Raw genomic sequence first — 13,934 nt, forward strand, 5'->3', positions numbered from 1 at the left:
CTTAATACGCGGCGGATGCCAGCTCGATTTCGAACCGGACTTCGCCGCTTCCTTCATCTCTTTTCGTGATAACGAAAGTCCAGTGCTGTTCGGGAACCCGATGCCGCAACAGCTCAAAATCCGGCTCGCTTAGCCCGATTTCCGTGAAACGCTCCCCGTCGAACCGGTAATCTTCACCGGCTTGGAGGCCGAAACTAATCCGCAAGAAGCTCTGCAGACCTCCCGCGGTAATAAATTTGAACCGATATCCCTGGGCGATAGCCGCTCTTATATCCACCCGGTTTTGATGCGCGTAATCAAGAAATTCCCCCCAGTTTACCTCCGGGTTCACGTTCTGCACCAATGTAGCGGTATCCTTGTTCTCTATCAGCGAAATCGCCTCTTGGTTCGAATAGCCCGCGGCCCGAATCATTTCCAGCCGCAGCGCGTACGGTTGTGGCATCGTCGTCGGCATCCGCTCGATCCTCCTCCCGGTAATATCTTCTCTTCTCAGTCAACCAAATGGCAAGCCACATAGTGCCCGCTCCCGACATCGCGGAAATCCGGCTTCCTCTCCGCGCATTCCTCCTTGGCATATGGGCAGCGGGTATGGAACTTACATCCGGAAGGCGGATTCGCCGGACTCGGAATTTCCCCCTTCAAAAGGATCCGCTCTCTTTTTATTCGGGGAATCGGGATGGGAACGGCCGACAGCAACGCTTTGGTATAGGGATGAAGCGGACGGTTAAAAATCTCGTCGCGCGGCGCCATCTCCACCAAATTTCCCAAATACATGACCCCGACGCGCGAGCATAAATGCTCCACCACACTTAAATCATGGGATATAAAAAGAGAGGCCAGCCCCTGCGTCTCCTGCAGCTTTCTGAACAAATTGATGATTTGGGCCTGAATCGACACATCCAGCGCCGAAACCGGTTCATCCGCGATGATCAGGTCAGGCTGGAGGATGAGCGCCCGGGCGATCCCGATCCGCTGCCTTTGCCCGCCCGAAAATTCGTGAGGGTAGCGGTCGTAGTGGGAGGACGACAGGCCGCAAAAGCCCAGCACTTCCAGTACGCGGTCGCGGATCTCCTCCTTCGGCTGAAGCCCGTGATCCAGCAAGGCTTCGCCGATGGCGTCTCCGACTCGAATCCGGGGGTTCAACGAGCTGTAGGGATCCTGAAAAATCATTTGGATTTTCGGCCTCACTTGGCGCAAGTCTCCCTCCTTAAGGCCGTATATGTCGATTCCTTTAAATTTGATTTCTCCCCCGGTCTTGTCCGCGAGGCGTACAATCGCGCGTCCAACCGTGCTCTTTCCGCTGCCCGATTCCCCCACAAGCCCGAAGGTCTCCCCCGGGAGAAGGGTGAAGCTGACATCGTCGACCGCTCGAACATATCCGGTAGTCCGCTGCAACAGGCCCGTTTTAATCGGAAAATATTTTTTCAGGCGGTTCACTTCAAGCAAGGGTTCATGCATGCGCCTTCGCCTCCTCGTAAAGCCAGCAGGCCGCCCGCTGCCGCTCTCCCACTTCTCCCAACGCAGGCTCCCGGTGCCGGCAAATCTCCATCCCGTGCTCGCAGCGATCATAAAAGTAACAGGACGGACTTAATGCGAGGAGGTCGGGCACTTGGCCCGGAATGGAATACAGCGATTCCTCCCGCTGCCCCAGCACCGGTTTGGAACGCAGCAGACCGCGGGTATATGGATGCTTCGGCGCCTCAAACAACCGGGTGACCTCACCTTCCTCCACGACTTTACCGGCATACATGACGACGACATAATCGGCCATCTCGGCCACAACGCCGAGATCATGCGTGATCAGTAAAATGGACATCCCGGATTCCTCCTTGATCCTGCGCAAGGTGTCCAGGATTTGAGCTTGTATCGTCACGTCCAGGGCGGTGGTCGGTTCATCGGCGATAAGCAGCTTCGGCCGGCAGGATATGGCCATGGCGATCATGACCCGCTGCAGCATCCCTCCGCTAAGCTCATGCGGGTAGCATTTGACGATTTGTTCGGGCCTGGAGATGCCGACCTGTTCAATCAATTCAACGGCTTTTTTCCGGGCCTCCTTTTTGCTGAGCTTTAAGTGCTCTAGCAACGGCTCCATTAACTGCTCGCCGATCGTGAGGACCGGATTTAGCGAAGACATCGGCTCCTGAAAAATCATGGCGATGTCGTTTCCCCGAATCGCCCGGAGTTCATGGCGGTCCAGGGCCAAGAGGTCCCTATCCTCAAAAAGGATGCTTCCCCGGATGTCCGCCCCCGCGGTCCCTTGAAACAAACCCATTACCGAGAGGGCGGTTACGCTTTTTCCGCAGCCGGATTCCCCGACGATACAGACGGTTTCGCCTTGCAGCACACGCAGGCTTACCCCATCCACCGCTTTGATGACGCCCTCTTCGGCAGGAAATTGCGTCACAAGCCGATCAATTTTCAGCAGAATCGACATATCTTTTCACCTATCTTTTCATTTTGGGATCGAGGACGTCGCGAAGGCCGTCTCCAAACACATTGATCGCGATAACCGTCGCAAAAATGGAGACGCCCGGGGGAATCCATAGCCAGGGGTGCTCTTGAAAATCGATCATATTATTCGCGGCGTCGATCATATTCCCCCAAGTCGGAGTCGGCGGCATCACCCCCAACCCGAAAAAGCTGAGAACCGATTCGCTCAGAATCGCACCGCCGATGTTCAGCGTAGCCATGACGATAATTAACGGGATCAGATTGGGAATCAAGTGATAGAACAGTTTCCGCCGGTCTCTTAATCCAAGTACGACGGCCGCCTGCATAAACTCCCTCTCCCGCAAGCTGAGCATTTGCCCCCGGATCATTCGCGCGAGTCCCGGCCAGTTGACGAGGCTCAGCATCAGCATGACGATATACATTCTGTAATCGGTCGGCACCTTCCAATCGGACAGCAAGGCTCCACATATAAACAGCAGCGGCAGTCCCGGTATGGTCAGCAGCAAATCGGCGACCCGCATGATGACCTGATCCACGATTCCCCGGTAGTAGCCGGCAACCGCCCCGAGCAACGTCCCCAAAAACACGGACAACACCATTGAAGCCAGGCCGACCGTAAGGGAGATTCGTCCCGCTTGCATCACCCGGGTCAAAACATCCCGTCCGAGCTTATCGGTCCCCAGCCAGTGCTGCATACTCGGCGGCTTGTTCATCAGCGCCATATTGATTTTATTGTCCGTATACGGGGAGAAGAGCGGACCCGCAAAACAGACGATCGCCACCAACATCACAACCGCAAGCCCCGAAACGGCCAATTTATTCTTCAGCAATTGTTGCAGCGCCTGCGACCAAAGCGACGATCTTCTCCTTGGGCGAGATCCCGTTCGGATCGCCTTCGCTTTTACGCTATCGACATTCTCCATATTCTCCACCCCCTAATGAAGCCTGACGCGAGGGTCGGCCAGACGATACAACAGATCGGACAGAAGCGTACCGATGACCGTCAGGACGGCAATCAGCATCGTAAACCCCATTAATAACGGGTAATCCCGCAATGAAAAAGAGCTCATATACAGCTGGCCGATCCCCGGCCAGTTAAATATTTTTTCAATAATCAAAGAACCTCCGAACAGGGCCGGAAGCTCGAAGCCCACCAGGGTAATCGCCGGCAGCAAAGCATTGCGAAGCGCATGGGAGAACAGCACTTTTCCTTCTTTCAATCCTTTGGCTCTGGCGGTTCGGATATAATCCTGCTTGATCACATCGATCATATTGGAACGGAAGTACCGCGTCAGCGAACCCACGCCCAAAATGGTCATAACGATGACGGGCAAGGTCATATGATGGATAACTTCGGTAAAATAAGCCCAGCCTGTCGCGTTGCTGCCCGTTGTCAGCATGCCTCCCGGCGGCAGCCATTTCAAATCGACGGCTACGATTTTAATCAGGAATAAACCGATAAAAAAGGAAGGCAGCGACATGGCCGCAAACACGGCGACCAGCACGAGCGTGTCGAACCAGGAGTACTGCTTGTAGGCGGAAATAACGCCGATCATAACCGCAATCACCCAGGTGAAAAAAGTGGACACTGCCGCGAGCAGAAACGAATTCCAAAGGTATTCGTTGAACAGGGTCAAGACCGGCTTTTGTTGGGCGAGCGAATAACCGAAGTCCCCGTGGAGCGCGTTTTTCATCCATAGGGCGTACCTTTCCAGCACCGGTTTATTCAGGCCGTAAATCTCCCGGAGCTCGGCCTTCCTCTCCGGCGTAAGTTTAATATTCCCGCTGATGAAGTCACCGGGGGTTAATGCATATAGACTAAAGATGAGCAGAGATGCCGCAAGCAGGATCAAGGTCATATATATCAGCCTTTTGCCCAGATAAACGCTCATAATCCGGCTCCTTATGTAAGCCGCCGCGTCGATCTTCCGGAACGGCGGCCGTTTTTTATTTCAATTCCCAATTCGGCAGGCTGGAGGACAAGCCGGTGAACGGGCTGACGGAAAGATGCTGAATGCGCCCGTTGTAGGCGTAAACGGTCTTTTTGTAGCTTGTAAAAATAACCGGGAGCTCATCGTTCAACAATTGGAACAGTTCTTGATATACCGCCTTTCGCCGCTCGATGTCGGTAGTGGAGAGCGCCCGATCATAAAGCTCCTTCACTTTGGGGTTGTCGTAGCCTTTGATCTCCCCGTCCACAAATTGCAGCACTCCTTCCGACGGATCCGTCAGCATCGGTGTGGAGAACGAAGCGATATCATAATCGCCTCCCTCCACTTTGGACACCAGGGCGTTAAAATCGGCAAAGATCTCAGGGGTGAACTCGACCCCGATCGCATCGAAGTTCTCCTTGGCTACCGCGATAAAGGTATCGATTTGGGCGTTCTTGGAGCCCAAGAAATGGATCGACAGCTTCTTCCCGTCCTTCTCGCGGATTCCGTTCGGGCCCTTGGCCCAACCGGCTTCATCGAGAAGTTGATTGGCTTTGACCGGGTCATAGGGGTATGGATTGATCCCTTCCTCCGTGTAAGCCCAGGAGATAGGCGAAGCGGGGACGTTGGCGACCTCGCCGGCTCCCTGGTTGGCGTCCACATAAATGCTCTGGCGGTCCAGACCGTAGGTGAGAGCTTGACGAACCCGTTTATCCTTGAGCGGTTCATGTTCCAGATTTAATTGAAGATAACCGTAAGTGCTCGGGGTATAAGGCAGGATATTGACGAAGCCCAAACGCTTGAGCTTATCGATGTTTTCCTTCGTCGCGCTGAACGAAGCATAATCGACTTCCCCGGTCTCCAGATACTGCCACGTGTCGCCTTCGGAGGTTTTATAAATAAACCGCGGTGCTTTGGGCTTACCGGCATAATAATGCTCATTGGCCACATACCTTACTTCCTGTCCGGGAATGAATTTCTCCAGCACATAAGGCCCGTTACCCAGGGGCTTTTCGTGCAGCTTTTTGATGTAATCCAACTGACCGAATCGATAATCCTTGCCATAATAAGCCTTGGACAGAACATCCCCGCCCAAAATCACCAGCGCCATGGCATTCGGCTTCTGCAGCTTCGCCGAAATGGTTAACGGATCCACGACGGTAATTCCGGAAACCGTGTCCGCTTTACCTGCTTTATAAGCCTCGCCTCCTTCAATGGAGAGGGTGGGAAGCTGCGCGTCGCCGTCGTAAGCCTTATCGTGCAGGAGCGTCCAGGTGAACGCCACATCCTCCGCCGTCAGCGGCGAACCGTCGCTGAATTTCAGGTCTTTTCGCAGATGAAACGTATAGGTCAGTTGATCTTCGGAAATATCCCAGCTTTCCGCAAGCCCCGCCTTCGGCAGCCCTTTATCGTCCACCGTCACGAGCGGAGTATACAGCAGGGAAGAAACATTGCCGTCATAACCGCTTTGGTGAAAATAGGGGGTAAATGCGCCACTGGGATCGGTAAGCCCCACAATGATCGTATCCGTGCGTTGTTTCGCCACGTTCGGCAGCTTGGATAAATCGGCCGCAAGGATTACTCCGCCGGTATCTCCGGAGGAAGCGGCATTTCCATCCGCCGTGGCCCCGGATGCATTGCCCGTCGTAGCCGCCGTGGCTTTCCCTGCGGGGGATTCAACGCCCGAACCGCCTCCGTTGCAAGCCGACAACACCAACGAACCAATCAATACGGCTGCAGTGACTTCGGCTATCCGATTTCTCTTCATTTCTCTCGCTCCTGTCGTTTTATATTTCTGTTAATTCCGATGCGATAACTAAGTTATTGTTAATGCATATTATAGTTCGGCCGGTAAGTTCTGTAAATAGAGAACTTTAATTCTTTTCTCTTTTTGCAAAACAAAGCAACCACCCTGCCTCCAGGCAGCGGTGGTTGCTTTGTTTTTGTGAGCTGAGCCGTAACCGTAACATTCTATTCGTTCATGATATAGGCCATGAGTTTTTTCTGGAATTCCTCGAGCGCATTGAGACGCAGGCTGTATTCGGTCACCGCTTCACCCTCTATGTGGGCCCGGATTAAACCGCCCCTTCTCAGCTTGGAGATATGATCGTGCGTAATCCCCTTCGAGATGTTCAGATGACGGACGATTTCGCTGAAGCTTCTTGGACCTTGATGCAAAAATTGCAGAATTTTCAGCCTGTTTTGCTCCCCCAGGGCTCGAATCGTAAGGTATTCATGCTGGGGAAACGAGGATGGCTTATCGCGATAAACTCGCGCGGAGTAATGGCACAGTGTGACTTTACCGAAATGATAAATCACATTCATGGGCTGAAAATGAAACTGCGGTACCAACACGAGACGTTCCAACCCCTCCTTGGGTTCAAAAACCAGACCATGGGTAATTCGCTCGGCAAACTCCCGGAAGCTCGCGCCCGCATCCCGTTCCCTCTTCCTCTGCTCGGCATCCTGCCGAAGCGACTCCCGGACGGCCGGGTCGGTTCGTTTAAAATATTGGTCGTTCCACTTGGAAAAGACCGAGAGCGTGCGGGAGCGAAATTCCCCCATATCTTTCGGGAATGGTTGGCCGTATTCCGCCATTAACTCATAAAGATCTCCGACGGACTTCCTCTCCAGCCAAGCCAGGAAATCCTCCGCTTCCTCCCCTTCCCGGCAAAGATAAACCAACAGGTAGGTCCATTTCCAGTCGGCATCCACTTCCATCCGGCTAAGCAACGAGGCAAACTCCGGGGTTAGACTTCCGCCGACTTCCTTGGCCCAGTCCGGGGCCAGCAGCATTTTCTTGTGCGATTTTCGGCAAATATACGTATGAAGACTGCTCGTCAGTTCGTATAAAGACTTAAACTCGATATCCAGTTGATAGGCCAAATGTCGTACGCCCCTTTCTGGATCTATTATAACTTGCCGGTTCGGGATACACGCAACATGTAATAGGACAACGTGCAAGCACGGCAAAAAAAACGGATACCGTCCCCTTTCTACACGTTTCGGGAATGGCATCCGCTATTGCTCTATCTCTATCTCTACTCTAATAACCTGTCAGTCCTCTAATAATCTGTCAGTTTCTCATGGCGATTCCGGGAAATATCCTACCTTTACCGCATACTCTACCAACCTTTTGATGTATGCCGAGTCGGGCACATGGCAGTGGATTCCCGTCCCTTCCAGGTACTCGACGGTTTGCGGGCAAGCGAACCGGAACGGGGAGTTCTTCGCCCCGTCTCCTTCCAGTTGGGCCATCGCCAACTCCAGCCCGGCCTGATCCTTCGGCCGGCCCGCATCCAGCAGCCAGGATTCGTACTCGGCCCAATCCAGCAGCTCAATCCGATATCCGAGGGAGCGGAAGGACTCGACCATTTCCGCGTAAGGCAGCTGTACCGGATTGCAAATATGGAACAGCCGCCCGGCCGTCCCATCCTGAAGGGCCAGGGCCGCGATCGCGCCGCTCGCGAAGTTGACGGGCGTCAGATCGACCTGCCAGCTGACGCTCGGCGCCTTCCCCAGCAGGAGCATCGCCTTCAGCATCCGATAGAATGCGTTGTTGTCGATGTTCCGCTGGAAAGCGCCGGTCTCCGAATGGCAGGACAGATTTCCGACGCGATACACGGTCGCCGGAACGCCCTCCTCTTCGCAGGCGCGGATGACCCGCCGCTCGGCGGCCAGCTTGCTGTTGGTGTACACGTTGCCGGTATCCAGGCTCGGGTCCTGATACCCGCCCTCCGAGGCAAACGTCTCCCATTGTCCGTCCATGGCCAGATCCTCCGGAATCCCGAGCGTCGACACATAATGAAAGCGAACGTTTCTCCCGCGGGTCAATGCCAGCAGGCGCTCCGTACTTTCCACGTTGACCCGGTGGAAATACTCGGCCTCGCCGAAATGCTTAACTTCGGCTCCGCAGTGAAGGATCGCGTCGATTTTCGCCAGAAGCAGATCGCGGACCGGCCCTACCAGTCCAAGGTCCGGCTGCTCCAGATCGCCCTGCACGGCAACGACGCGGCCTTCCATCCGCTGGACGACTTCGGGGCCAAAATACCCCTCCATGACCCGCTGCAACCGTTCATAGGCATCCTGGCCCTGCATCGGGCGGATCAAGCAGTACACCGTTGCCTGGGACGTCCGCAGCAATTCATCCAGAAGCGAGGAACCGAGATACCCGGTAGCCCCGGTAAGTAGAATATGCTCTTGCCGTCCCGGTTTCAGCTTCCCGCCGGTTAGGGAACCCCGGCCGAATTGGCGCGGAGTTTCGGCGAGATCCACCGTTTCGCCCGTCAGACCGGGAGCGGCGCCCCCTTTACCCGATGGGGCTTGCGCCAATTCGGCAACCCGTTCGGCGAGCCGGGCTACCGTCGGATAGGCGAAAAAGTCATTGATTTTCAATTGCGGGAAACGGGGCTTCAGCAGCACGAGCGTCTCCAGAATTTTTAGCGAATGGCCGCCGATCTCAAAGAAATCGTCATGGATGCCGACCGAGCGAAGCCGCAGCGCCTTGGCCCAAGCCGCGGCGATTTCGGCCTGCAGCTCGTTTTCGGGCGGCGCCGCATCGGCTCCTGCGTACGCTTCCTCCTCCGGCAGTTCATACAAGCCGAGCTTCCTGCGGTCGATTTTGCCGGTCGGCGAAACCGGCATGGCCTCCAGGAAGAAGAATTGACTGGGTACCATGTAAGCCGGCACCTTGGATTTCATGTAGGCCACGAGCTCCGTCTTCTCCACCGGCGCTCCGTTTTTGGAGGTGTAGAAGGCGACGAGCAGCTTTTCCCCTGACTCGTCCTCTTTGACGATCACCGCGGCATCTTTGAGATCCCCATGCTTGATCAGATTCTCTTCAATTTCGCCGATCTCAATCCGGTAGCCCCGGATCTTGACCTGCAAATCCTTCCGGCCGACGTATTCGATACCGCCGTCCCGCAGCAGGCGAACCAGATCGCCGGACCGGTAATACCGCTTGCCGGAGCCTGGGTTGACTGGGTCCAAAATGAAGGCCTCCTCGGTCTTCTCCGGCTGATTCAGATACCCTTTAGCCAAGCCCACGGAATGGATCAAAAGTTCCCCGGCCACATTGACCGGGCACGGCTGCAGCAGCTCGTTCACGATCAACACTTCATAATTGGCAAGCGGTTTGCCGATGCTGATCGTGTTCAGGTGATCCGGGACGGGGCTGTCCATCAAATGCGTGGTGGTAGCCACGGTAACCTCGGTCGGCCCGTATGCGTTCACGATGACCGGCAGATGCGGCAGCTTTCTTTGCAGCGAACGCACCGATTCGCCGGGAAGCGCCTCACCGCCGATGACGAAGCTGCGGATGTTTCCGTATTTTAGAGCCTGCTCCGCATTCAGATGAGCGGATAACTGGTTAAAAAATACGGTCGGCAGAATGCCGATACGCGTCGCGCTCTGTTCCTCGATCGCCGCCGTGAACGCTTCGACCGAATAACGCTGCTCGTTCGAGAGCAAATGAAGCCGGGCGCCGCAGCAAATGGCGCTGAAAATATCGTAGACCGAGGCATCGAAGCTAAAGGTCGAGTATTGAAGGATGATGTCCTTCTCCCGCAGTCCAAGCTGCTCCACCGTAGCCAGCGCCAGATTAAGGACCCCGGCGTGGGGAATCATAACGCCCTTCGGCCTTCCCGTCGTCCCCGACGTATAGATAATATAGGCCACATCATCGCCCGAGACGCGGTTTACCGGGTCAAGCTCACTATCGTCTCCATCAAGCTCCCGATCCAGGTGCAGGATGGAAACCTCCCGTTTCGCGGCTGCCAAAAGCGCCTCCAGCTGGGGCGCATATCCGTCCTTGGTCAGGACGATGCCAGTACGGGTATCGGCGATAATGTAAGCATTCCGGTCCTCCGGATGCTCGGGATCGAGCGGGATGTAGGCCCCGCCGGCCTTCAGAATGGCGAGCATGGCGATGATGGCGTCCAGACTGCGCTCCATAAACAGGGCCACGAACTGGCCCTTTTGAAGTCCGCGTTGAAGCAGCATCCGGGCCAGCCGGTTCGATACGAGATCCAGTTCCCGGTAAGTCAGCGAACGGTCCCCGGAAGACAAGGCGGTGCGGTCGCCGTGGAGCCTTACCGTGCTTCGCAGCATAGCGGGGATGCTCTCCGGCAGGGACGGCCAGACCCGGGCCGTATCGTTCAGCTCGGCATAGGCGATTTTATCGTCTGCCGTTAAGATCGGGATGCCGCCGATCGCTTGGTCTTCATTCTCCAGAACGGCCCGCATGATCAACTCGAAGTGGGCGGCGAATTCCGCAATCGTCCCCTCGTTAAAGAGGTGACGCTCGTAATCGATCCGAAGCTGGCCCTCGTCGTCGTTTGCCCAATCAAACCGCCAATGCATATAGACGTTTCTGGGAGCGTCCCCATTCAAGCCGGCAACGCCCGCTTTGGGTTGTTTTTCAAACACCGTATAAAGCACGGGCGAATGCCCGATCGTCTCTTCGATTTCTTTCAGCGGCATATCGACGGCGTCCAAAGCCGCCCGCTTGTCCTTCACCATCCGATACAGCTCCCCGAAGGATGCTTTGCCATCGCAGTTCAAACGCAGCGGAAGAACGCGGCCTGCCGAATTTCTAACTCCGACAATCTGATCCGGTTCCCCGCTCATTCGAAACATAAATACGACATAACAGGCGAGCAGCCAGCTTTCCAAATCGCGGTCTTTCCCTGTTCGGGTCAAAGCGTCCTCCGGCAAGGCCAATCGATGCGCGCTTGTAACCATATCACCTTTGTAGTTCACTTTGGGAGAGTCCGTGTACATATCGAATCCGGATAACGGCAACTGCAGTTCATTTAGCCAAAAGTCCCGGACTTTGCGGTCCGTTAGTAAGGTATCCACTCACTCAGCTCCTTATTTTTCTCTCTATATTTTCAACTCTTCCACCATGTGCTCCAGTTTCCCGGAAATTTCGTTCAAGCTCTCGGCCGAATCCACGATCTTCCCTGCCGAGGAGCGCTGTTCCAAGGCGCTGTCCTTGATATACTCCGACACGTCCGCGTTTCGCTCGGCAAGTACGGCGATTTGGCGGATCGTCGCCGTAATCTGCTCGGTCTCCGCCACCATTTCCTCCGTGGCCGCGGACACCTCTTGAATTTGGCTCGTGATGGAATCCGTCGCATCCAAAATGCTGTAGAACAATTCGCCGGTTTCTTTTACCACGTTGATGCCCGCCTGAACGTTCCGCTCGCCTTCGCTGATCGCCTGGACGGCGGTCAGCGTCTCATTCTGGATGTAATGTACGAGATCGGCGATCTTCTCCGCCGACTTGCCCGATTCCTCGGCCAGTTTCTTGACCTCGTTGGCTACGACGGCAAACCCTTTGCCCTCCTCGCCGGCCCGCGCCGCCTCGATGCTCGCGTTGAGGGACAGGAGATGCGTTTGGGCCGAAATTTGGGTAATGACTTGGACGATTTCTTCAATTTCACCGGACCGCTTGCGCAGCTGCTCGATCGAGGCTACGGAATGCTGTACCGATTCGCGGATCGAATCCATTTGCTTAATAACTTTGTTGATATTTTCGCCGCCCAGTTCGGATTGTTCTTTCATTTGTACCGAAGCTTCCGACAAAGCGGACGTGCTGCCTGCGATGGTGGAAACCCCCGAATTGATTTCCTCCAGGGACGTTACGCTTTCCGTAATCGATTTGCTCTGCATCGACACCTTGTCCGAGATTTCCTCAATATGATTCGTGATGTCCGTGGAAGTTTTATGGTTTTCCTCCGAAGCGGTAAACAGGACGCGCGCCTGTTCGGCCGATTGGGTGGATACCGCCTTAATGGTAGAGACCAGCTCATTCATATTGGCGACGGTAGAATTGAATTTTGCATTGACCTGTCCCAGCTCGCTCTGGCTCGTCTCCAAACGCACGCTGAAATCACCTTGGCTCAGCCGATCCAAGGCATGCATCAAATCTTTTACCGGCGCGAAGGTTCGTCTTGTAAATATGTATTGAATCGTCAGCACCAACACCAAAATCGCCACCAGCGCAAAGCAGGTGTACTTCAGCAAATCCTGCTGTCCCTGCAGAATGACGCTCGCGTCAAAGTCCATCCCCATATATGCGAAGATCTTGCCGCTTTCGTTCTGGATCGGGTAAAGCACGGTCAGCCAGGTGCCGTAATCGTCATTGTACGGTTTTGTAAAGGTAATTTTCTTCGTTTTCATCATTTCCTGAACGCCTTTAACGTGGAAAGCCGGCTGTCCAAGCTTGTCTCCCAAGTGGAGCCCTTCTCCTTCGAACATATCCAAAACGGCGGTCGGGAAGGCGATCATCAGCGTGCTGTTATCCACGATTTCCGAGCCAAAAATATAACCTTGAGCTACATTCGGATGCGTGGCCGATAAATCGTCGAAGATCCCCGTAAGCTTTTTCTGAATCGGTGAATTCCGGTCCGTATTTTTCATGGCTTCGGCGGCTTCCGCCGGGGTGATTTTATGCGACCAGGCTTCCATGACCTCTTGCGAATCGGACTTCAACTGCTTCGTCAAAACCTGTCCTTGAATATAAAAACTCGACGCGATGAGAATGACGCCCGTTAGCAAGATCGAGATACTCGTTAAGACCATATTCTTTGTGACAATACTCCATTGGCGGATTCCGCCGACTAAGCGGGGTTGTTTCATTTTCGGTTTCTCCTCTTTCTCTCTTGAAATTTGATCCATCCGGGTCATCGTTCAACCCTTGAAACATCTTAACCAAAGCCCGCTATCATCTCCTCTCCAAGAGCGGCAGGATGGCCCCGAAATGGGCATAAAAAGATAGCCTACAGTAAAAAAACCATAGGCTACCGCAAAAAAAGCAACTGGCTGACATTTCCCGTTACAGGAGGTAGTCCCTATAGCTTTGCGTCACTGCCTTTCGACAGCTTTGCCAAAGAGAAATATCAAATTTTGAGAAAATGTCCCATAAATAGTGTATCGGTTGATGCGCAGGTCAATTTTACTACATTCTTCAATACTTTCCCATGAAAAAAAACCCAAATGGGTTTCGGCTTTGTGTCTTTGGCACTATACATAGGTACCTTCCGGTGCTTACTTCTTTGCAATGTCACTCCTCAAAAGTATTAATCTGACCTGACCGTGCCGGATATCATCCAGGGGTACGTTTGGTTTGAATTAAAGGGAATTCTTCCCGTTAATTTGGTACGTATGCGGCTGCAGAGGCGAATTAGCTGGAAAACTTCCCGTTAATTCGCCCGAAATTGTGTATTTCGGCAACAGGGCTGCGAAATAGCTGGAGCTTTGGACCTCCGTCAAGAAAGTGGACACTATTTTTTTGGCTTTCATGTTAAGCCGACTTTTTCTTCTTTTGCAATTGAGCCGCAAAGCGTACTGGGGACATATATCCCAATGCTCCATGGATTCGTTTCCGGTTATAAAAGAACTCAATGTATTCAAATATTTCTTCGTATGCCTGCTGCTGCGTCTTAAATTTGGTGCAGTAGATGAGTTCTTTTTTGAGAATACTATGGAACGATTCAATACAAGCGTTATCGTAACAGTTGCCTTTGCGGCTCATGCTGGCTTTCATCC

Annotated in this window: 10 protein-coding genes and 1 riboswitch; all 10 genes read right to left on the reverse strand. The window is 54.0% G+C overall.

The features are described from left to right. Position 1 precedes the first annotated feature (1 nt). On the reverse strand, positions 2–454 hold the full coding sequence (locus LBW89_RS26640; RefSeq protein ID WP_225040880.1) for a hypothetical protein: 453 nt from the start codon (positions 452–454) through the stop codon (positions 2–4). Positions 455–489: 35 nt separating this feature from the next. Beyond that, positions 490–1,458 (reverse strand): ABC transporter ATP-binding protein, encoded by a 969-nt coding sequence (locus tag LBW89_RS26645; RefSeq protein ID WP_148454273.1) that lies wholly within the window; start codon positions 1,456–1,458, stop codon positions 490–492. After that, a complete protein-coding gene (locus LBW89_RS26650) occupies positions 1,451–2,434 on the reverse strand; it encodes an ABC transporter ATP-binding protein (protein ID WP_225040881.1) in 984 nt (327 codons plus the stop codon). Before LBW89_RS26650 ends, LBW89_RS26645 begins: the two co-directional genes overlap by 8 nt. Before the next feature lie 10 nt (positions 2,435–2,444). Further along, a complete protein-coding gene (gene opp4C, locus LBW89_RS26655) occupies positions 2,445–3,374 on the reverse strand; it encodes an oligopeptide ABC transporter permease (RefSeq protein ID WP_148454269.1) in 930 nt (309 codons plus the stop codon). Positions 3,375–3,386: 12 nt separating this feature from the next. Next, positions 3,387–4,343 (reverse strand): ABC transporter permease, encoded by a 957-nt coding sequence (locus LBW89_RS26660; RefSeq protein ID WP_213509049.1) that lies wholly within the window; start codon positions 4,341–4,343, stop codon positions 3,387–3,389. A gap of 55 nt (positions 4,344–4,398) precedes the next feature. Further along, complete coding sequence (locus LBW89_RS26665) at positions 4,399–6,150, reverse strand: ABC transporter substrate-binding protein (protein WP_225040882.1); 1,752 nt, start codon at positions 6,148–6,150, stop codon at positions 4,399–4,401. 203 nt (positions 6,151–6,353) lie between these two features. Then, complete coding sequence (locus LBW89_RS26670) at positions 6,354–7,268, reverse strand: ArsR/SmtB family transcription factor (protein WP_225040883.1); 915 nt, start codon at positions 7,266–7,268, stop codon at positions 6,354–6,356. 198 nt (positions 7,269–7,466) lie between these two features. Continuing rightward, positions 7,467–11,240 (reverse strand): amino acid adenylation domain-containing protein, encoded by a 3,774-nt coding sequence (locus tag LBW89_RS26675; protein ID WP_225040884.1) that lies wholly within the window; start codon positions 11,238–11,240, stop codon positions 7,467–7,469. A gap of 24 nt (positions 11,241–11,264) precedes the next feature. Further along, positions 11,265–13,025 (reverse strand): methyl-accepting chemotaxis protein, encoded by a 1,761-nt coding sequence (locus LBW89_RS26680; protein WP_225040885.1) that lies wholly within the window; start codon positions 13,023–13,025, stop codon positions 11,265–11,267. A gap of 171 nt (positions 13,026–13,196) precedes the next feature. Further along, positions 13,197–13,284: riboswitch (cyclic di-GMP riboswitch) on the reverse strand. A gap of 405 nt (positions 13,285–13,689) precedes the next feature. Further along, on the reverse strand, positions 13,690–13,934 hold a 245-nt coding region (locus tag LBW89_RS26685), incomplete at its 5' end, for an IS3 family transposase (RefSeq protein ID WP_225040886.1).

Origin of the sequence: Paenibacillus sp. alder61, from assembly GCF_020179875.1 — a bacterium.
In the GTDB taxonomy this organism is placed as follows: Bacteria; Bacillota; Bacilli; order Paenibacillales; family Paenibacillaceae; genus Fontibacillus; species Fontibacillus faecis.